This window comes from Helicobacter mehlei (assembly GCF_007280785.1).
GTDB classification, from domain to species: domain Bacteria; phylum Campylobacterota; class Campylobacteria; order Campylobacterales; family Helicobacteraceae; genus Helicobacter; species Helicobacter mehlei.
In genome coordinates this window covers 26,859-47,594 of sequence record NZ_VKGC01000008.1, presented here as the reverse complement: position 1 = coordinate 47,594, position 20,736 = coordinate 26,859, and the positions used below count along the sequence as shown (strand labels likewise).

Here is a 20,736-nt window from a genome sequence, read left to right as displayed (position 1 = left end):
GATGCAGGTTTTTCATTTATCCCACATTGATTTAGATGGCTATGGTTGCCAATTCATTAGCCACCATTTTTTTGAGAACATCACCTACTACAATGCCAATTATGGGCGAGAGGTTTCAGCTAGATTGCATGAAATCGCTGATGCCTTGCAAGCACAAGCCAACCAGCACAAGCAGTTTTTGGTTTTGGTTACAGATTTGAATCTCAGCTTAGGCGAGGCGGAGTTTTTGCAAAAACAAAGCGATGGCTTACGCTCACAGGGTGCTGAGGTGCAACTCTTGCTCTTAGATCACCATATCACTGGCAAGGAGGCTGCTGAGACTTACCATTGGTATCATTTAGATGTGGATCGCAGTGCTTCTAAGATCACTTTTGAAACCCTCAAAGCCCAATATCCCCCCCTGCAAGATTTGACAAGCCTAGAATCGATGGTGGAGATGATCAATTCCATCGATATTTGGAAAGAGGGAGAATTTGGGTTTGAATTAGGCAAGGTGTGTATGCGCATGATTGCTGGGAGTTCTGAGCTTAACCGTTTTATGTTTGACACCGAACACCGCAACTATAAATTTGCCCTCTTGGAGCAAGCCCAAGACTATATTGCCAAGGAAAATGGCGCGGTGATCTTTGATAACGATCTTTTTAGGTTAAAAAAAATCGCCCTAGGGGGCAACCCCGATCAAGAAATCATGGACAACATTGCTTCTAATGCCCAAGTGGCGTTGTTATCCCAAAAAAAAGAGGAGTGTAGCGTTTATTGTGAAGGCAAGCGTGGGTTTTTAAGCTACTCCATGGGCGGGATTAGCGTGTTGGCGAATTTATTTTTGTGCCAAAATAGCGAATTTGACTTTTATATGGATGTCAATCCTAGGGGCAATGTGAGCTTGCGCTCCAATGGCAAATGCGATGTTAGTAACCTAAGTAAGCAATATTTTAATGGTGGCGGGCATAAAAACGCCAGCGGGGGTAGAATCGAAGGATTTAAAGAAAGTTTTAGCTATTATGACATCAAGGAGCAGGTGGAAAAGGCATTGAATAAAACAACGGAAACGGATTATGGCTTTTTTGGCAATCGTTTCCAATTTTAGTCCAATCGATATTCTAAAGGAGTCAATATGAGGTCGTGGTTTGCGTGTTTTTTGCTGACGATAGTTTTAAGTGGGTGTGTGAGCTATCAGATCAAGCCCGAGAATGTCTCCAGTTACAACAATGGGATTCAGGTTTTGACCTCTTCTAAGGCGCGTTCTAAGGTGCAAGTGGAGGTGGCACAAAAAAAACTCAAAGGGATTGATAACCCACCTTTGGTGCTGTATGTGGGGGCTCAGGTGATTGGGGGCGATCCGGTGGATTTTGATACTTCTCATATTTCTGTGAGCGAAAATGGCAAGAGTCTATCAGTCTTAAATTTTAACCAGATGATGCGTTCTAGCTATGACTTTGAGCCTGCCTTGCAGAAATTCAATATCGCCGTGCCCACCTCATCTGCTACAGATGTGATGGCACCCCCCATGTTTTACTACGGGCAGGGCGATTTCTTAGCCTATGACATGATGTTTGGCATGCCCTTTATGATGATGGATGATGCCCAAACGCAAGCCATCGAACAAGAGGAGCGCCAAGCCTTCAAGATCATGGCAATCAACTACCTCAAACGCTCCACCCTCAAGCCCGGAGGCAAAGCTAGAGGCGGGTTTGTTGTGATTAATTCAAAATACATTGTCCCGGGCACTCTTGTGGTGCAAGTCTTGCTAGAAAATGAACTCCATGCCTTTAAGATTGATATTACACAATAGGGATTTTTTTTGCAAACTTTAAAAAATTTACTCACCCAAATCCAAGAGGTTGGCGACCTTAAGGATTTAGAAACCTTGCGCCTCCAAGTCTTAGGCAAAAAGGGGGTGCTCACCCAAGAGTTTAGTGCACTTAAAAAGCTAGAGGGCAAAGAAAAAACCCAAAAGGCCCAAGAGCTCAACACCTTTAAAGAAGCCTTCGTCCGTGTACATGCCAGCAAAAAAAAAGAATTACAGGATTTGGAGCTAGAGGCTAAATTGCGCGCCCAAGCCATCGATCCCACTTTGGCTAATAGCACCTTGGGTTCTAGTCTAGGGCATCCTTTAAGTTACACCAAAGATCGCATCATCACCTATTTTACCCAACAAGGATTCAAACTGCATGTAGGCACGCTGGTAGAAGAGGAGCGGTATAATTTTGACATGCTCAACATGCCCGGCTACCACCCCGCACGCGACATGCAAGACACCTTTTATTTTAAAGATCATAAGTTATTACGCACCCACACCTCGCCCACCCAAATACATGCCATGCAGACCCAAAAACCCCCGATCAAGATGATTGGCGTGGGCCCCACTTTTAGGCGCGATTATGACACCACACACACCCCCATGTTCTCCCAAGTGGAGGGTTTGGTGGTGGATCACGCCCAAAAAGTGCATTTTGGGCACTTAAAGCAGGTTTTAGAGGACTTTTTGCATGATTTTTTTGGGGGTGTCAAGGTGCGTTGGCGTTCTAGCTTTTTTCCCTTCACCGAGCCTAGCGCAGAGGTGGATATTAGTTGTGTGTTTTGTGCCCAAGAGGGTTGTAAGGTGTGCAAACATACCGGCTGGTTGGAAGTGTTGGGGGCAGGCTGTGTACATCCAGCTGTCTTTAAACATGCGGGGTTAGAGAATGTGAGCGGGTATGCCTTTGGACTAGGCATTGAACGCCTCACCATGCTCACTTGTGGGATTAATGATCTTAGAAGTCTGTTTGAAACCGATTTACGCCTCTTGGAGGGCTTTTAATGCTCCTTAACACTGACACTCTACGCGATTTTTTGGAGGGGTCTTTACCCGATGTATCTACTCTGTGTGCGGATTTAAGCTATATTGGCTTGGAGGTAGAAAGTGCAACCCCCTTTAATCTGCCTGATTTGGTGGTGGTGGGTCAAATCTTGGAGTGCACCCAACACTCAGATGCCACCAAGTTACATGTTTGCCAAGTGGATATTGGCTCTAAAGTCTTGCAAATTGTGTGTGGGGCGGGTAATGTGGGTGTGGGGCAGTTTGTGGCTGTGGCACTGATTGGGGCGCATTTACCCGATCTCAGCATACAAGCAAGCAACTTAAGGGGTGTGGAGAGTTTGGGCATGCTCTGCTCGGCTGTGGAACTAGGTTTGCCTAAAACCAATGAGGGGATTTTGATCTTAGATAGCAGTATCAACCATGATAAACCCCTTAGGTTAGGTGCGTCTCTAAAAGACTTGCCCTTTTTTAAAGGCACGCTTTTAGATATTGCGCTCACCCCCAATCGGGGCGATTGCTTGAGCGTGTTAGGATTGGCGCGTGAGATTAGCGCGCTCTATCATTTGCCCCTCAAATCTCCCCCTAAGCTAACTATTGGTGCGTCCTTGGACATCCAAATTGCCTCAAATCTCTCCCCTTGCGCGCTTAATTACGCCTTGCTTGATTTGAAGCCCTCTATGCCTCTAGAGATTGCCCTCAATCTCGCCCTGCAACACAATCTACAGTCTGACCCCCTAGCCAATTTCTTAGAATATGCCACCTATCTTAGTGGCGTGCTCTTACATGCCTACCCCCATGTGCGCCTAGAAGTGGGTATCAATGGCGCGGGTTTTGTGTGCGTGGGCGATCACGCCCAAACCCTCTCTGTGTTGGGCGTTAGCCCCCCTAGCTTACCCACCAGTGCGCCCTATCTTATCGAGGCAAGTTTTATAGACCCTGAGCATGTGTGCCAGAGTCTGCACGCCCACCCTATGGAAAATAGCCCCACGCTGACTTATCGCTCTAAGCGCGGGAGTAATCCACAGGTGTTAGTGGGTTTGGAGTGGCTAGCTTTTTTGCTCCAACGCTTTGCACCCCAAGCTAGCTTGCAAGTGAGCCCCCCTAGCACGCCTACTCTGTCCACTAAAACCCTCAACTTTAGCCCCCAAGACATCGGGGATATTTTGGGGCAAACACCCAGCAAAGAACGCATACAAGAGATTTTAAATGCATTGGGTTTTGAGTTATGCGATCAAGACGATCAATTCCTAGCCACCATCCCCCCCTTTAGGCATGACATCAGCGCAATTCCTGACATCGCCGAAGAGATTTTGCGCATACAAGGCCTAGATGATCTGCCCAAGAGTCCTTTATTCATCTATGAAAGCACGGGGGCCAACCCCCATTACACACGCTATCTCTTTGAGCACCAAATAGCTATCAAAGCCCTAGCATGGGGTTTTAAGGAGGTGGTGCATTATCTTTTTGCTAAAAAAGAGCAATTAGAAGTCCTAGGTTACCCCACCCTGCAAGAAGACCTAGACTTATTCAACCCCATTAATAGCGATCTTGACACCCTACGCACCTCTTTAATCCCCGGACTCTTAGAAGCCTTGGGGCGTAATAAAAATTTGGGTTTTAAAAGTGTGGCGTTGTTTGAATTGGGTAGTGTCTATGACACCCAACGCACCGAACAACCCAGTTTGGCTTTTCTGGCTACTGGTTTGCAAACCCTCCCCCACTACCCCCACCCCAAGGGCTTAGAATGGGATTTTTATAGCTTTACTGCCACGCTTGCACGCATTCTAGGAGTCTTTGAATTGCACCCCATTAGCCCCCAACAACGCCAAGACCAACCCTATTTGAACACCACCTACCACCCCTACCAAAGCGCATGGATATTCCAAGAGGGCGTAAAAATCGGCGTTGTGGGTGCCCTTAACCCGATTTTAGTCCAAAAACATGATTTGCTAGAGGGTTTCATCGCTGAGGTCTTTAGCGCGCATCTAAACCCCAAACCCCACAAAATCCAGGAGTTTTCAAAACTCCCCACCAGCTTTAGAGATTTAACCATTTTAGTGGGCAAAGAATTACACTTCAGCGATCTCAAAAAGAGTATCCAACAAGCCCAAATCCCCCACCTAAAAGAAGTCTTTGCCCTAGATGTCTATTCTCAAAGCCCCCAAGAGATCGCCTTGAGTCTGCGTCTAAAAATCCAATCCCAAGAATCCCTTGTAGATAGCCAATTACAAGAAGTGGTGGATCGCGTGCTCCACATCCTAAGTACACGCTTTAAGGCTAGACTCAAATGATTGCAATTCAGCCAGCCAAGAGTTTTGATCTCAGTCTAGATCAACTCCCCCCAGATAAATCTTTGAGCCACCGCGCTTTTATACTAGCCTTGCTAACCAATAAGCCCTCTGTGGTGCATCACCCCCTATGCGCCAAGGATTGTTTGAGCACTCTAGCCACCAGCAAGGCTCTAGGTTTGGGTGTGCAAAAAAAACGACACACCTTCAAGCTCACCCCGCCCCGAGATTTTTTACGCTTTAGCGAGCCTACCAAGCCTCTAAATTGCCATAACTCGGGCACGACCATGCGCCTTTTTGCAGGACTGTTAAGCTCCAGCCAAACTCTCCGGCAACACTACGTCTTAAGTGGCGATTCCTCGCTCAACAAACGCCCAATGGGGCGTGTGATTGTCCCCTTAACTCAAATGGGCGCGCGCATTGATGGGCGCGCGCAAAATTCCCTAGCCCCTCTAAGCATTTTAAGCACGCCCTTGCATGGGATTAACTACGCAAGCCCCATGCCCTCCGCACAAGTCAAGAGCGCGGTTTTGCTAGCCACCCTGCAGGCGAGTAGTCCGACCACTTTTAGCGAGCCTTTTTTAAGTCGCGATCACAGCGAACGCATGTTAAAAGCACTGGGCGCAAATATCCAAATTAGCGATCAGCGCATCACCCTAGAGCCTTTAAGCAAACCCCTAGAGAGTTTTGAATGGGCTATCCCGGCTGACCCCTCCAGCGCATTTTACTTTGCCCTAGCGGTGGTCTTAGTGCCCCAAAGCCGTGTTTTGCTCCAAAATATCCTACTTAACCCCACCCGCATCGAAGCCTTTAAAGTTTTAGAGAAAATGGGTGCACATGTAGAATTTTACCCCAAAACCCAAGAGATCGAACCTGTGGGGGATATTTATGTGGAACACCGCTCCTTAAAAGCGGTACAAATCCAAGAAAACATCGCCTTTTTGATCGATGAACTGCCTGCTTTGGGCGTGGCTATGGCAGTAGCTAAGGGGGTTAGTGTAGTGCGTAATGCCAAAGAGTTACGCTTTAAAGAGAGCGATCGCATCACTACGACCTTAACCAATTTGCAAAAAATGGGTATTGAGTGCCACGCCCTAGAAGATGGTTTTGAGATCGTGGGTAGTAGTTTAAAGTGCCCCAAAGAGCCCCTAGAGAGTTTTGGCGATCACCGCATCGCTTTAAGTTTTGCCACCGCTTTATTAACCTGTGGTGGTGTACTCAAAAATGCCACCTGCATGGCGATCTCCTTCCCCCAATTTTTAGAAATCTTAGGGCGCATTGTCCCGCTTAAGGTAGCTGATGGAAGTTAAAATGGCTAAAAATTACGGCTTTTGCTTTGGCGTGAAGCGCGCCATTGAGATCGCCCAAAAGAATAAAAATAGCGTCTCTCTAGGACCGCTCATCCACAATCCCAAAGAGATCGAACGCTTGGAGCGCGATTTTAATGTCCGTGTGCAAGAAGATGTGGGTGCGATTAAATCGCAAAAAAGCGTGATTATCCGCACACATGGCATCCCTAAAGATGATTTGGCCTTGTTGCAAGATGAAGGTGTACGCATCATTGATGCGACCTGCCCCTATGTGATCAAACCCCAGCAGATTGTGGAAAAAATGAGCGCACAAGGTTACCAGATCGTGATCTTTGGGGATGCTAACCACCCCGAAGTTAAAGGCGTGATTAGCTACTCAAGTACGCCCCCCCTAGTAGTGGCTTCTTTAGCAGAATTGCAAACCCAAAAGCTAGGCAAAAGGGTCGCCCTCGTGTCCCAAACCACCAAACAAACCCCTAAACTTTTAGAGATTGCCAGCTTTTTGATCACTCATTGTGCCGAAGTGCGCATTTTCAACACCATTTGTAACGCCACCTTTGACAACCAAGAGGCGGTGCGGGACTTGAGCCAAGAGGTAGATATTATGGTGATTGTGGGGGGCAAGAGTTCTTCTAACACCAAGCAACTTTTCAATATTGCCAAAGAGTTTTGCGCTGATAGTTACTTGGTGGAGGATTTTAACGACCTTGATCCCACATGGTTTGTGGGCAAAACCCTCTGTGGTATTAGTGCTGGGGCTTCAACTCCTGATTGGATCATCGCCGATGTGAGGGAGAAGATTTTAGGATTTTAGGGTTGCATGGGTAAAAACCAAAATTGTTATCCAAAAAATTTATTTTAAGTGCCACGACCAGTACACAGGGAGATGAGGCTAAAAACAGAAGTGACTATCTCATAGCGCATCAAAAAATATTGTCCCAAGACTTTTTTATAGGCTTTGTGGATGGTAAAGGTAGGGCTTAATGGAGGTGGGGGAGCGCAAATGGGTCGTAACCGCTTATGACAATTCTATGAATTTAGCGAGCAAGAATCAAGGTCGCAACTCTGACTCTTTTACTAAGGGCGAGACTCTGCCCTTAAACTCTGAGGATAATCCTACATTTTTTGCCAACCCCTAGAATTAGATAACTGAGCCAAAAAAGCGGATTGTTTAAAGATGACCAAAGACCTTGTTTAAATGTGCGGTGTAATTTTTAAAGTATTGTTCTATCTGCGGGTCTTTGATAACATCATGGCAGATGAAGGTGGGTAAAGCCTGCATGCCTAAAAATTGGTTGGCTTTGTGCAAGTGCAAATACACCCCATCCACGCCCACGCCCCCAAAAAATTCCTCTTTGTTGGTGAAAGCCTCAGCAGGGGCGTTCCAAGTGAGTGAAAACATGTATTTTTTGCCCTGAATGAGCCCCCCTGTGCCGTAATTCTTGGTGGGGGCGGTGTGGCTACGCCCATCGTTTTGCCACAATTTCCCATGCCCTGCCATGAAAACCTCATCGATGTATTTTTTCACCACCCACGGCTCACCCATCCACCAACCCGGCATTTGCCAAATCAAGGCATTGGCGTTTAAAATCTTAGCCACTTCCTCCTCTAAGTCATAGCCTTGATCGATGTGGGTTTGCACCACGCTATGCCCCAAATCTTGCAACACCTGTACGGCATGGTTATGCAAAGTGGTGTTTAAACGCCCGTGTGAGTGCCCGAATGCTTTAGCCCCATTGAGCAACAAAATCTGCATGGTGATCCTTAAAAATGTGTTGTGAAGAAGAGTTGGCTAGGCATGTCCCCTCCATGTAGCCTACCTTAGCCCATCCCCTCCAAGAAAAGCCTAATTAGTCCTTATGGGGCAAATCATAGACTGGGCAAGCGGCCACACCCACGCTTGAGCGGGTGAATTTTTCTACATTTTCTTGAGCCTTTTTGGGATCATTGACCCAAGTTTTATAGAACTCAAAAGGGCATTCCACCACACCCTTATTGCCATCACCACTAGCAAAAACCCCGCTATAACCGCGGTGCAAGAGTTTAAAGAGTTGGTTTTGACTCTGATCGTACTTTCTAGCATCGCGGATTTGGTGCACAGAGAGTTGGGCGTATTGGAGTCCATTTTCCTCTTCTCCGCATTCGCCCAGAGTGCGCCCATCAAAACCGATGATGCTAGAGTGCCCAAAATAAGAATACACCCCATCAAAACCGGTCGCGTTTGCCACAGCCACATAACACTGATTAGCCCACGCCATCGCTTTGACCATTGTAATTTGCTGTTCTTTAGCCGGATACATGTAGCCCTGACAGCGCACGATGAGCTCGGCCCCTCTCATCGCACAATCGCGCCAAATCTCCGGATAGTTGCCATCATCACAGATAATCAAAGAAACCTTCAAGCCCTTAGGTCCCTCTACCACATAGGTTTTATCCCCCGGATACCAGCATTCAATAGGACACCAAGGCAAAATCTTGCGGTATTTTTGCACGATCTCGCCCTTGTCATTGATGAGGATCAAGGTGTTATAGGGGTTTTTCTTAGGATCTTCGTGTTTTTCCCCCGTCAAAGAAAACACGCCCCAAACTTTATTTTTCTTACAAGCTTCAGAAAAAATAGCACTCTCTTCCCCCGGAACACTCGCCGCAGTGTCAAACATCTCTTGTTTGTCGTACATAATCCCATGCGTGCTGTATTCGGGGAAAATAATTAGGTCTAGTCCGGGCAAACCTTGTTTGACCCCATGGATCACCTTGGCGATGTTGTGGCAATTCTCTAGTACCTGTGCCTTGGTGTGCAACCTGGGCATCTTATAATTGACCACCGCCACGCCTACAGTATCGGGGCTACTGCTAATATCTCCGTGTCTCATGCAATCTCCTTAGATTTAAATTAAATTAGAGCTTGGCACTCCGAGGGCGCACTCTACACCCCAATCTTAAATGATCTATTAATAAAAAATAATTACCATAACTTCTCCCAAGTTGTGCCCCCCACTTGATCCATCAATAAAATGCCCTGCGTGGCTAGCTCCTCTCTTATGCGATCGGCTAGGGCAAAATTTTTAGCTTGTTTGGCTTGCAAGCGCAACTGGATTTGCGTCTCAATATAGGTTTTAAGTGCCCCATCTACGCCCAGTTGGAAATAAAGCGTGGGGTCTTTGCCCCCTAATCCTAAAAGTGTTTCTACAAAGGCTAAATCTTGCAAAATTTCTTGGGCTTTTTGTTTTTTAATGGTCTTGAGCGCATTGTCCAAGCTTTCATTTAAAAGGCGTAGGTGTTCCTCCAGCACACTTAGAGCCTTAGAAATATTCAAATCATCTTGCATGCACTCTAAGAGGGCGTTGGCAAAGGGACTATGGGCATTATTTAGACTAGGTTGTGCCAACTCTAGAGCACGTTTCTTGAGGCGATAAAGCTTGTCTAGGCGTTTTTTATGCACAAGCAAATCCTCTTCGTTGAAGTGCAAAATCGCGCGGTAATGCGTGCCTAAGAGGTAATTACGCAAAATCTCCCCATCATAGACCTTGAGCGCGTCCTTGATGTAAAAGCTATTGCCTAGACTCTTACTCATCTTTTGCCCCGAGATATTGACAAAACCATTGTGCATCCAATACTTGGCCAATTCTTGATCAAAGGCGCAACGGGTTTGGCTCGCCTCGTTTTCATGGTGGGGGAAAAATAAGTCCGACCCACCCCCGTGGATGTCAATTTGATAGGGCTGTTGGCTGTAAGCCAAATTGGCAAAGATCATCGCCGAGCATTCAATATGCCAGCCGGGCCGCCCTTTGCCAACCGCGCTTTCATAGCCCACATCGGAGTCGTCCTTGTAAGCTTTCCACAGCGCAAAGTCCTTTTCATGGCGTTTATGGGGGTTATCCTCAATGCGGCTTAAGCTCTCTTGATCCAAACTATGTGCGCTCAAAGCCCCATAATGCGAATCGCGCGTGGTGTCTAAATAGATGTCCCCATTGCTGGTTTTGTAGGCACAACCCTTGTCTAAGAGGGTTTGGATCATCAGGGCCATGCTTTCTAAATGCTGGCTAGCCCGAGGCTCTAAATGGGCGCGTTGCACACCCAAAGCCTGCATGTCCTCTAAATAGCTAGCAATAAAATACTCGCTGAGGGTTTTGATATTGGTTTGTTCTTGGCGGGCTTTGTGGATAATCTTATCATCAATGTCGGTAAAATTTTTGACAATCTGCACGCCATATCCGCTAAGCTCTAGGGTGCGTTTGAGCAGATCAAAGGCGATAGCACTTCTAGCATGCCCTAAGTGAGAATAATCATAGACTGTAGGCCCACAGATGTAAATCTTAACCAAATCGGGCTGGATAGGCTCTAGAGGCACTTTTTGTTGCTGGTGGCTATCATAAATGTAGTAAGTGGGTTTCATGTTTTACCTTTGGATCGTTAAAATAGGAGTTGGAGGGCATCTTGTGTGTGCCAAGCCTCCAAGCACCACAGAAATAAGAGTAATGCTAGAGTTTCTAGGGCTAAAAAGCTGGCTAATTTTAAAAGAGCTTTGGGCGTGATCATGCCCAAAAAGCGCTTAAATCCAAAAGCCTTAATGTTTAAAAAGCAGAGCAAAAAGCCCGCTAGGGAGCTAGAGAGGGCTAGACCGCTAGCCTGCAAATAGGGCATTAAGCTTAAAGAACAAATAGTCCCAAAGATCAGAGAGTAGAGGGAGATTTTGGCGGCTTTGAGTTGCTGGTGGTGTGCGTAGAGCCAAAGTGAAAAGATTTTGGCTAGCCCAAAGGGCAAGAGACCCACCAAATACATTCTAAAAACTGCAACACTTTGAATCACATCTTGAGCCCCAAATTGCCCACGCTCAAAGAGTAGGGAAATGATCAGCGGGCTTAAGAGCAATCCCCCTAAAGTGCAGAGCAAGAGCATAGCGGTTAAAAAATATAAAGCTTGTTGGAGGTGCTGGATGGCTACATCTTGTTGGGCGTTTTTAATGGCTTTGGCGATGGTGGGGAATAGGGCGGTGGAAATGGCAATGGCAAAGAGAGCTAGGGGGAGTTGGAAAACGCGGTTGGCATAGTAAAGATAGGAAATGCTACCAGTTGCCAAAAAAGAGGCTAAGAGCGTGTCAATAAAAGAGGAAATTTGGCTAGCCGAGTTGCCCAGCACGCTGGGGAAAAATTGCTTGAAAAAGCCCTTGAGATCGCCCTTAAGAGTGGCTTTTTTGCGCGCTTGGCTGGGATTTTTAAAACACAAGTAAATTTGCTCCAAGCCAACCCTAAAGAGTTTGCCAAAACCCAAGACATAGAGGGGGTAAAAATGCACCACCACCTGCCCTATCCCCCCAATCAGCACGCCATAGCTCAAATAATAGACCACTTCTAGCAAGTCTTTATCTTTGCCTAGCAAAAGTGCGGCAATCATGCCCAAATTAAGCAAGATGGTTTGGTATGCGCTCACAAAAAAGTGGTTTTTATATTGCAATAACGCCCCAAAAAAGGTGGCTAGAAAGACCAAGAGCAGGTAATAAAAATTGATCGCCACGATGTTTTGGGCTAGGGTAATGGTGCGTGCATCAAAACCATAGGCTAAAAGTTTGGTGAAAAAGGGCGCATACAAACTCACAAGTAAGGAAAAAAGCATTAAGAGCGCGCTAAAGATCACAAGCACGCTCACACTAAAAGCCCCCTTGTGCTTGCTGGCTATAAAGGCGGGCAAAAAGCTTTGGGTAAAAGCCCCCTCGGCAAAGATTCGCCTAAAAAGGTTGGGGAATTTAAACGCTACAAAGAAAATATCGCTATACAACCCGCTCCCCAAGATGGACGCACTCAATAAATCGCGCACAAATCCGGCAATGCGTGAGCACAAAATCCCCGAGCTGGTGGTCAAAAAGAATTTTTTAAGCAAAAGCACTCCGCTAATTTAATTTGGGGCAACCCTTGATTTGATTAATTACACTTTTAAGAGAATTATACTACAATCGCACACCATAATTGGCGGGATCAAGAGTAACATGAGTAACATAGCGATTTAAGCTAAGGGATTAATTTGGCGGGCGAGTTTTATTCTAAAGTGGTTGAAAATTGTGGGGACATCCAAGCAGAGCTGGAGAAAGTGGCTCAGGCTTATGATTTAGATGTTCATGATTTATGGTTCGATCTCTTAAAAGTGCATACTTTAGTGCGCTTTGAGGCGAAAGCTGAATACAAAGTTTTGGGGGGGGAGAATGCCAAACAAATTGATGATGATGTCTTTTTTGAAAATACTAGGTTAAGCGTAATCCAACGCTACGATATTTGTATTAAAAAAAGACTGTTCCGTTACTTTTTGGATTTGGAGGTTTCTGAGGAGAATGACAAACTCTTTGTTGTCTTTGAGAACCCCTGTTTGATTGTGAATAATGAGGGACTTTTTGATGAAATTTGCGACTACATCGAATCTTGGATGGCCCTCAATAAGATCATATTGCGCCAAATGAGTGCCCAGCACACGGCTTTTAAAAAAGAATTAGCCGATTATGCTACCCAAGACAAACAGCCCGGCACGATTTTACTTAAAAGTGCGCGTTATACTCCTAACAAGCCCGGTCTTCTGTGTTTTATCCTCAAAGAGAATTGGGAACGCAAAAATCAAGAAGAAGCCCCCCTCAATGCTATTTATGGCGCAGGAGAAGGCGAGGTTGTGCTAGAGTATATCAAGCCCGCTCAAGGTGTGAGCGGACGGGACCTCAAAGGGCAGATCGTCGTGGTCAAAGAGCAAGAGATTACCCCCTTTGCGCTGGAATATAGCAACGAAGCCTTTGATGTCCAAGATTTGCCCACCAAAGTGGTCTATTCCTCCAAAATTGCCCAATATGTGGCTTTGGTCGATGACAAACTCAAGAGTTTTACTAAAAACACCTACACCGAGATGAAAAGCACGGGCATGCCCATGTTTTTGGGGGGTGTAGAAAAAGGCCCTTCGCTCCATATTACCGCTAAAAATGAGATTGATAATGCCATCGAAACCAATTTGCGGGTGGAGGCTAAGGAGATTTTTATCAAGGGGAATGTGGGTAAAAATGTCAATTTAGTCGCTCAAAAGGTGGTGATCGAGGGGCAGTTACACGCGGATAGCAGTGTCGAGGCCGATGAGATCACGATCACCAATAATAAGGGTCTGTGCAAAGGCAAAAATGTGCAGTGCAAATATGCTGATAGAGGGACGATCATCGCCCAAAATTGCCAAATAGAGGCCAGTAGTGGTAGCCAAATCTTTGCCAAAGAGATTAACTTAAAACAGGTTAAATCTAACAATGCCTTTTATTTTTCCTCTCTTTGCTCGTTAGAAAATGTGGAAGGGAATGAGAATAAATTTTGTTTTTCAGCCTTTGCTGAACCAGAGAGCAAGCAGATTTTAGAGGAGACCAAAGAGTCGATGGTGATCTACAAAGAAAAGGCACAAAAAGTCATGGCGCAATACCAAAAGCTCAATATTTTTGTGCAAAAGCACCAACCCACTATCGATAAGATCCGGAACGCTGATGTCGCTACGCGCAAAGCCCTCATTGAGGAGGAGTCCATCAAGCGGATTTACTACGATTTTATGGACTGCTTAAAAAGAGTTAAAATTTTGCACCTCTACATCTTAAAGATCCAAGACCTTAACCATAAGTTTTTAGATCAGTTGGTGCAAATTGAGGCGGGTATGAAGCAAGCCAAGTTGCATATTGATAGCCCTTGGACGGCTTTTAACACAATTAGTTGCATCAAAACTTACAGCGGGAGAAACCAAAGTATTTTGACCGAAAGTGGCGAGATGACGGATTTTCTCTTAGATGAAGAGGGCGACCGACTGGTAAGGGTCAATAGCCGCCAGCACATCAACAAGTTTTAGCTATGATTGCAGGTTTGGTTGGTAAGGTGTCCTCGCTCGCCCCCACTTTTGTGGAGCTAGAGGTGCAGGGCGTGATCTATGGGGTGCATATCAGTTTGCAAACTAGCCAGCAACTCCAAGAGAATCAAGAAGTGTTTTTACACACCACGCCTATTTTTCGCGAAGATGCACATTGGCTCTTTGGCTTTGCCCAACGCTCTGAGCAAGAAATTTTCCAACGCCTCATCAAAATTAGCGGGGTGGGGCCCAAAGTAGCCCTAGCCATTCTTTCGACTTACGACCCCCTAGAATTTGAAGCCTTGATCCAAGCTAAGGATTTAAAGGCTTTGCAAAAGGTCCCCAGCGTGGGCACAAAACTAGCAGGCAAGATCATGCTCGATCTAGCCGGCTATTTTGTAGAAAACCAACCTAGTCATGCCCCTAGCGCACCTTTAATACAGGCGGTGTTGGCTTTAGAGAGTTTGGGCTTTAAAAAGGGCGAGGCACTAAAAGTGTGCGCCTCCTTGCCTGCTGATTTGAGCACGAGCGAGCGCATCAAGCAAGCCCTCAAGCAACTCAAGTAGATCCTATGCAATGGCAAGTTGATAGTTGGCGCAAATTCCCCATTTTGCAACAACCCACCTATAAAGACTTACAAGCCCTCAAGCAAGTCGAGCAAACCCTCAGAAGCTACCCGCCTCTAGTCTTTGCTAAAGAAATCCGTTCCTTGCAAAGTGCGCTTAAAGAAGCTGGCTGTGGGCGGGCGTTTTTATTGCAAGGGGGGGATTGTGCTGAGAGTTTTAGCAGTTTTAGTGCTGATGGGATTCGCGATCTTTTTAAAATCATCTTGCAAATGAGCGTGGTTTTGGCATTTGGGGGGGGGTGTCCGGTGATTAAGGTAGGACGCGTAGCCGGGCAATTTGCCAAACCTAGAAGCCAAGAGAGCGAGACCATCGGGGGTCAAGAAGTCCCCATTTATCGGGGAGATATGATCAATGGGGTGGATTTGGAGGAGCGAGAAGCCGATGCAACCCGCTTGCTTAGAGCCTACCATCAAAGCGCAGCCACTTTAAACCTCTTGCGCGCCTTTGCTAAGGGGGGGCTAGCCGACTTGGCCGAAGTGCAACGCTGGAATTTGGATTTTGTGAAAAATAACGACTTTGGGCAAAAATACGCTAGCTTGGCGATGCAGATTACCCATGCCCTAGAATTTATGCAAGCTTGTGGGGTTAGCGATGTGCCTACTTTGAGGGAAACCGATTTTTACACCAGCCATGAGGCGTTGTTGCTCAACTATGAAGAGCCCTTAATTCGCCAAGATAGCTTGAGTGGAGGTTGGTATAGTTGCTCGGCACACATGCTTTGGATTGGGGAGCGCACAAGAGGTTTAGATCAAGCCCATGTGGAGTTTTTAAGGGGGGTGGGCAATCCCATCGGGGTTAAGATTGGTCCTAAGACCACTTTAGATCAGATGTTGGGTTTGTGTGAAGTGCTCAATCCGCAAAACCAAATGGGGCGTTTGAGTTTCATTGTGCGCATGGGGGCTAGTGCCCTCCCCCAAGTCTTCCCCCCCTTGTTAGAGGGTGTTTTAAAAGCCCAAAAAGAAGTGGTGTGGGTGTGTGATCCCATGCATGGCAACACGATTAAAACCGCTCAGGGGATTAAAACCCGTTGCTTTGAGGACATTCTCCAAGAGGTTAAGAGCTTTTTTGAGATTCACCAAGAGCATGGTAGCTGTGTTGGTGGGATTCATTTAGAGATGACGGGTCAAAATGTAACAGAATGCGTGGGGGGCTCGCAGGGCTTGAGCGAGGAAGGGTTGCAAAACCACTACTACACCCAATGTGACCCACGCTTGAATGCCACCCAAGCCCTAGAACTGGCTTTTTTACTCGCCCAAATGCTTAAAACTCGTGTGGTGCGCTCCCGCGCATTTTAGGGGTTTTTAACATTACTAGCTTTATAATATCCCCTATTCCCAAACCAAAGGATTGCAGATGAGACTGTGGCTGTTAGCTGGGGTGGTTGTGTTCTTTTTTGCCGCCTGTTCAGAGAGCAGGAGTCAGATTTTAGAGGATGAAAAGGACTACACGCCTTCAGAAAAAACTATCTGGCAACCCGAACAAAAATAAGAGGGGGTTTAAGGGGGCTCTTTGCGTTTAGATCAGTATTTGGTGTCTAAGGGCTTGTGTAATAGCCGCCAAAAGGCACAGGAGTTGATCTTGGAGGGGGGTGTGCGGGTGGCTGGACGGATTTTAAACAAGCCTAGTTTGGAGATCAAGGGGAATCTTCTTTTTGCATTGGAGCAAGATTTAAATCTATCCAAACGCATTTTTGTGAGCCGTGCGGGCAAGAAACTTTGGGCATACTTGGAGCACAATCCTCTAGGTTGTGCTAATAAGGTGATCTTAGATGTGGGATCGAGTGCGGGTGGATTTGCCCAAGTTCTATTGGAAAAGGGTGCGCAAAGGGTGGTGTGCGTAGATGTGGGGAGCAACCAGCTTGATCCTGTCCTCAGAGAGCACCCCCAAATTGAGTTGCACGAACATTGCGATATCCGTTGCTTTAAAACCCAAGAGACTTACGACCTGATCACTTGTGATGTGAGTTTTATTTCCTTGAGCCTAATTTTAAAAAGCCTAATCCCCTTGAGCCGTGCTTATTTATTGCTCTTTAAACCCCAGTTTGAGGTGGGCAGACAAGCTAAACGTAATAAAAAGGGCGTGGTGCTCAATACTGGGGTCACCGCCCAGCGTTTAAAAGCCTTCATTGGTGAGGCACAAGCACTAGGGCTTAGGGTGCAGCACATGCAATTATCCCCCATCAAGGGCAAAGAGGGCAATGCAGAAACTTTTATCTATTTCACACGCTAATATCACCAGTTTAGCGATTGGCAAATTTGATGGCGTGCATGTGGCACACCAGCGGCTATTAAAACGCCTAAGCCCCCCAGCAGGTGTCTTAGTGGTCGCCAGTCAAGAGCCCCAAAAAGTTTTGACCTCTTTGTCTCAACGGGCTTGCTTGCTCCAACAATATGCCCAAGAGGTGTTTTTTTTGCCCCTAGAGCGCGCGCGCGCCTTAGCCCCACAAGATTTTACCCAGCTTTTGGAACAAAAATTCCCTCACTTGCAAAAAATTATCGTGGGCTATGATTTTAAATTTGGCAAAGATCGCATAGGCGATGTCCATACATTGCACTCCCTTTTAAGCCCACACATCACCCTAGAGATCACTCCCGAGATTAAAATTAAGGGCATCTCTTTGCATTCTTACCACATCAAGGAGTGTATCAAACGTGGGGAGGTGGCTCTAGCGCATAAATTCTTGGGACGACCCTTTGTGATTGAGGGTCCAGTGGTGATGGGGCAACAACTCGGGCATAAAAAACTTTACGCTACCCTTAATTTGGCTCTTGAGCCTACGGAGCTCTTGCCTAGTTTTGGGGTGTATGCCACGCGCGTGGAATTTTCCCATGCGTGTTTTTGGGGGGTGAGTTTTTTGGGACACCGCTTGAGCACAGATGGCAAACTCGCCCTAGAAACCCATGTCTTGGATGCACAAATCCCCACCACGCCACACCATTTGCGCGTGATTTTTGTCAAAAAAATCCGCAACAACACCTTTTTTAAAGATTTGGAGAGCTTGAAACACCAAATTAGTTTGGATATACTAAAGGCTAAGAGTATCTTAAAGTTGCAGTGAAACATGGCACACCTAAGTGATTCTAAAGAGTCTAGCGTGCGGGTTACCTGCCCTCTGCTTCTATGAGCTGGGTATGACTAGAAATCAAGCGAATATGGTACCAAAAGTCGGACTCGAACCGACACGGGGTCGCCCCCACCAGATTTTGAGTCTAGCGTGTCTACCAATTCCACCATTTTGGCACAAAAAACAAGGAACCAAGCCTTGCAACTTTTATGGTGCACTGGGCGAGACTTGAACTCGCACGAGTCGCCTCACCACCCCCTCAAGATGGCGTGTCTACCAATTCCACCACCAGTGCCCTACCCCCCCTCCCTTTCTGATTAAGCTAAGAACGGATTACTGTAAATCGCAATGATCGCAAAGACCAAAGTATAAATGACCTGTGCTTCAATCATCGCCATCGCAATGAACATGGTTGTCAAGAGCTTACCGCCCACGCCCGGATTACGCGCCGTGCCTGTGATGGCAGCTGCTGCGGCATTTCCCATACCAATGGCACCCCCGCAAGCAGCCACCCCCAAGCCCACGACAGCCCCCACGACAGAGTAGGACTTAATCATATCCACTCCGCTAAAATCTGCCCCAAAGGCCAGTCCTGCCATCGCACAAAAGAAAAGCACAAAAAACTTCATCACCAACTCCGATTTATTATTTTCCGTTATTCCAAGTTGTTCTTAGAAAAGGTGATTATCGCATGCTTAAGCTTAATTTTCAAGCCTTTAAGCCAAATCTAGGTCTATTTTATAGGTTTGGGCGTGGATTTTGATAATTTTGCAAGTAACCCCGCTCTCCTTGTGGAGAAAATCCGCACTAAGACCCCTTTGCTCCCAGCAACTCTTGTGTAACAAGCTCTCCCCTCCTCTGGGCAAGCGCACAAAAGCCCCAAAATCCACGATCTTTTTGACCTCTACCTCTACGATCTCGCCAACATAGTAGGGTGGGCTCTGTGGGCTCTCTTGTTGCACCAAGTCTAATATGAAATGTTTAGCCCCTAAAATACCCTCTGCATGCGTGCCCCGGATTTGGATTTGCCCGCTGGTTTTGTCTAAATCTATCTGTACTTGGAAGCGTTCGATGATCTCTTTGATTGTTTTGCCTGAAGGCCCGATCACCAAAGCGATTTTTTTAGGCGTGATGCTAAAGCTTTGTAAAGTGGGCAAGATTTGGGTATTTAACACAATGGACTCTCTAGCCTCTTGCATGCGATCCAAAATGGCAGAGCGTGCACTCTTAGCCTGCTCTAAAATCTCTTGGAGCCAATCTAGGCGGATACCTTGTAATTTAGTGTCCATCTGCATAGCAACAATCCCCTCTAAGCTCCCAGCAATTTTAAAGTCCATATCCCCATGCATGTCCTCTAGGGCACTAATGTCGCTCAAGATCACATGTTCATTGCCCTCTAAAATCAAGCCCATCGCCACGCCCGCAACAAGGGCATGCACGCCAACCCCGCTGGCACACAAAGCCAAAGACCCCCCGCACACACTCGCCATTGAGCTAGACCCGTTGGACTCTAGGATTTCAGAAACTAGCCGAATGGTTTGGTTTTTGTCCATAATGCTACTCTCTAGGGCGCGTTTGGCTAAGTTGCCATGCCCTAATTCGCGGCGGCTGGGCGCACCCAGCGGAGTTGCCTCCCCCACGCTAAAGGGGGGAAAATTATAATGGAACATGAATTTTTCTTTAGTGAGTGCTTTGTCATCTAAATGTTCGCGGATTTTGGCATCTCCTTCTAAGCCTAGTGTGCAAGTTACTAAAGCTTGGGTGTGCCCACGGGTAAAAAGTGCACTCCCATGGCAATTAGGTAGAATATTGGTTTCAATGTTAATGGGGCGGATGGTGTCTAGATCGCGTCCATCGGGGCGCTTGTGTTGCTCTAAAATCTGACTCCTAATGATTTGGGCCACATAGCTATTCAGGGCATTTTGAATCTCTTCGAAAACATAGCCATGCCCTTTTTGTTCTAAATCTAAAGCGATCTCATAGGTGAGCATGGCAAGTTCGGCATGCCGCTCGCTTTTAGCCATTTGGGCAGTGATTTCTAAAACTTGGAGATGAAAATGCTCCTGGATTAGGGCTTGTAATGCCTTGTCTTCTTTGGGCGCAAAACTTAGGGGCATGGTGGGGGGTTTTCTAAAGGGTTCAAAGTTTTGGGTGTATTTTTGGCAACTCTCTTGAATGCGTTGGTGGGCGCATGAAAGCACCTCTAAGAGCTGATCTTCTGGAAGGGAGTGGAGGTGTTGCCCGCATGCTTGCATTTCAATCATCAACAACGCCTCCACACTCCCGCAGACATACAAATCTAGAGTGCTCTCTTTCATAGCTGACACGCTGGGGTTAAAGATATAGTTATTAGCAATTTTACCCACACGCAGGGCACAAAGGGGGGTGTTGATGCCAATGTTAGCCAAATAAAGCGCATTGCTAGCCGCATTGAGCGCGCACACTTGCAAATCGCTTTGTTGATCGTGACTGAGTACTAAAAGGGTGATTTGGGTGGGGTAGGCGTAAGTTTTGGGAAAAAGGGGACGCAAGGAGCGATCGATGATGCGTGAAGTGAGAGTTTCAAATTCGCTCATCTTGCCCTCGCGTTTGCTAAAGCCCCCCGGGAAACGCCCAATGGCATAGGATCTTTGGCTATATTGCACACTTAGGGGTAAAAAATCCGTTGTAGCAGGGGTTTTATCCACCACCACAGCAGCTAAAATGACCGTCCCTTGATGCTTATACCACAGGGAGCTGGTGGCTTGGCGGGCAGTATAATCTGTTTTAAATTCTTCATTTCCAATTTGGATTGTGGGCATGGTTC

The 20,736-nt window shown here is 46.6% G+C and carries 19 protein-coding genes and 2 tRNA genes; 13 read left to right on the top strand and 8 right to left on the bottom strand.

What is annotated here, in order from left to right; translation table 11 throughout:
• Position 1: 1 nt before the first annotated feature.
• The 7 genes from FNE76_RS04430 to FNE76_RS08240 all read left to right on the top strand — a co-directional run bounded on the left by FNE76_RS04430 (position 2) and on the right by FNE76_RS08240 (position 7,537).
• The gene (locus FNE76_RS04430; protein ID WP_120948355.1) at positions 2-1,087 is read left to right on the top strand and encodes a DHH family phosphoesterase; all 1,086 of its coding nucleotides are present in this window, start codon (positions 2-4) and stop codon (positions 1,085-1,087) included.
• A 27-nt stretch (positions 1,088-1,114) separates the two neighbouring features.
• Positions 1,115-1,792 carry a hypothetical protein gene (locus FNE76_RS04425; RefSeq protein ID WP_120948356.1) on the top strand — a complete coding sequence of 226 codons (678 nt, stop codon included), beginning with the start codon at positions 1,115-1,117 and terminating at the stop codon, positions 1,790-1,792.
• Positions 1,793-1,801: 9 nt separating this feature from the next.
• A complete protein-coding gene (pheS, locus tag FNE76_RS04420) occupies positions 1,802-2,800 on the top strand; it encodes a phenylalanine--tRNA ligase subunit alpha (protein WP_120948357.1) in 999 nt (332 codons plus the stop codon).
• On the top strand, positions 2,800-5,091 hold the full coding sequence (gene pheT / locus FNE76_RS04415; protein ID WP_120948358.1) for a phenylalanine--tRNA ligase subunit beta: 2,292 nt from the start codon (positions 2,800-2,802) through the stop codon (positions 5,089-5,091). The genes pheS and pheT overlap by 1 nt, the downstream gene beginning before the upstream one ends.
• Positions 5,088-6,398 carry a 3-phosphoshikimate 1-carboxyvinyltransferase gene (gene aroA, locus FNE76_RS04410; protein ID WP_120948359.1) on the top strand — a complete coding sequence of 437 codons (1,311 nt, stop codon included), beginning with the start codon at positions 5,088-5,090 and terminating at the stop codon, positions 6,396-6,398. The genes pheT and aroA overlap by 4 nt, the downstream gene beginning before the upstream one ends.
• Complete coding sequence (locus tag FNE76_RS04405; protein ID WP_120948360.1) at positions 6,388-7,212, top strand: 4-hydroxy-3-methylbut-2-enyl diphosphate reductase; 825 nt, start codon at positions 6,388-6,390, stop codon at positions 7,210-7,212. The genes aroA and FNE76_RS04405 overlap by 11 nt, the downstream gene beginning before the upstream one ends.
• A gap of 169 nt (positions 7,213-7,381) precedes the next feature.
• Complete coding sequence (locus FNE76_RS08240) at positions 7,382-7,537, top strand: hypothetical protein (protein ID WP_162983087.1); 156 nt, start codon at positions 7,382-7,384, stop codon at positions 7,535-7,537.
• 32 nt (positions 7,538-7,569) lie between these two features.
• Here FNE76_RS08240 and FNE76_RS04400 read toward each other — a convergent pair whose 3' ends face one another.
• From FNE76_RS04400 to murJ, 4 genes are all read right to left on the bottom strand, one after another.
• Positions 7,570-8,154, bottom strand: a complete 585-nt coding sequence (locus tag FNE76_RS04400; protein WP_120948361.1) for an NAD(P)H-dependent oxidoreductase — start codon at positions 8,152-8,154, stop codon at positions 7,570-7,572.
• A gap of 94 nt (positions 8,155-8,248) precedes the next feature.
• Positions 8,249-9,271, bottom strand: a complete 1,023-nt coding sequence (locus tag FNE76_RS04395) for an aliphatic amidase (RefSeq protein WP_120948362.1) — start codon at positions 9,269-9,271, stop codon at positions 8,249-8,251.
• 92 nt (positions 9,272-9,363) lie between these two features.
• Positions 9,364-10,794: a cysteine--tRNA ligase gene (gene cysS / locus FNE76_RS04390; protein ID WP_120948363.1), complete on the bottom strand. Its 1,431-nt coding sequence runs from the start codon at positions 10,792-10,794 to the stop codon at positions 9,364-9,366.
• Between the two features lie 17 nt (positions 10,795-10,811).
• Entirely contained in the window at positions 10,812-12,275 is a 1,464-nt protein-coding gene (murJ, locus tag FNE76_RS04385) for a murein biosynthesis integral membrane protein MurJ (protein WP_143928396.1), read from the bottom strand.
• Positions 12,276-12,416: 141 nt separating this feature from the next.
• Between murJ and FNE76_RS04380 the strand changes: the two genes are divergently transcribed.
• Genes FNE76_RS04380 through FNE76_RS04360 form a run of 6 tightly spaced genes read left to right on the top strand, consistent with a single transcriptional unit; the run spans position 12,417 to position 17,924 of the window.
• A complete protein-coding gene (locus tag FNE76_RS04380) occupies positions 12,417-14,243 on the top strand; it encodes a DUF342 domain-containing protein (protein WP_120948364.1) in 1,827 nt (608 codons plus the stop codon).
• Between the two features lie 2 nt (positions 14,244-14,245).
• Positions 14,246-14,806 (top strand): Holliday junction branch migration protein RuvA, encoded by a 561-nt coding sequence (ruvA, locus tag FNE76_RS04375; protein ID WP_120948365.1) that lies wholly within the window; start codon positions 14,246-14,248, stop codon positions 14,804-14,806.
• A gap of 5 nt (positions 14,807-14,811) precedes the next feature.
• A complete protein-coding gene (locus tag FNE76_RS04370) occupies positions 14,812-16,161 on the top strand; it encodes a class II 3-deoxy-7-phosphoheptulonate synthase (protein ID WP_120948366.1) in 1,350 nt (449 codons plus the stop codon).
• Positions 16,162-16,219: 58 nt separating this feature from the next.
• The gene (locus FNE76_RS08690; RefSeq protein ID WP_268877242.1) at positions 16,220-16,354 is read left to right on the top strand and encodes a hypothetical protein; all 135 of its coding nucleotides are present in this window, start codon (positions 16,220-16,222) and stop codon (positions 16,352-16,354) included.
• Positions 16,355-16,375: 21 nt separating this feature from the next.
• On the top strand, positions 16,376-17,095 hold the full coding sequence (gene tlyA / locus FNE76_RS04365) for a 23S rRNA (cytidine-2'-O)-methyltransferase TlyA (RefSeq protein ID WP_120948367.1): 720 nt from the start codon (positions 16,376-16,378) through the stop codon (positions 17,093-17,095).
• The gene (locus FNE76_RS04360) at positions 17,064-17,924 is read left to right on the top strand and encodes a bifunctional riboflavin kinase/FAD synthetase (RefSeq protein WP_143928395.1); all 861 of its coding nucleotides are present in this window, start codon (positions 17,064-17,066) and stop codon (positions 17,922-17,924) included. Before tlyA ends, FNE76_RS04360 begins: the two co-directional genes overlap by 32 nt.
• A 95-nt stretch (positions 17,925-18,019) precedes the next feature.
• Here the strand turns inward: FNE76_RS04360 and FNE76_RS04355 are convergent.
• The 4 genes from FNE76_RS04355 to FNE76_RS04340 form a co-directional block, all read right to left on the bottom strand.
• Positions 18,020-18,106, bottom strand: a tRNA-Leu gene (locus FNE76_RS04355).
• 34 nt (positions 18,107-18,140) lie between these two features.
• A tRNA-Leu gene (locus tag FNE76_RS04350) sits at positions 18,141-18,225 on the bottom strand.
• Between the two features lie 22 nt (positions 18,226-18,247).
• Positions 18,248-18,559, bottom strand: a complete 312-nt coding sequence (locus tag FNE76_RS04345; protein WP_034581476.1) for a F0F1 ATP synthase subunit C — start codon at positions 18,557-18,559, stop codon at positions 18,248-18,250.
• 87 nt (positions 18,560-18,646) lie between these two features.
• Positions 18,647-20,731 (bottom strand): polyribonucleotide nucleotidyltransferase, encoded by a 2,085-nt coding sequence (locus FNE76_RS04340; protein WP_120948369.1) that lies wholly within the window; start codon positions 20,729-20,731, stop codon positions 18,647-18,649.
• Between the last annotated feature and the right edge of the window lie 5 nt (positions 20,732-20,736).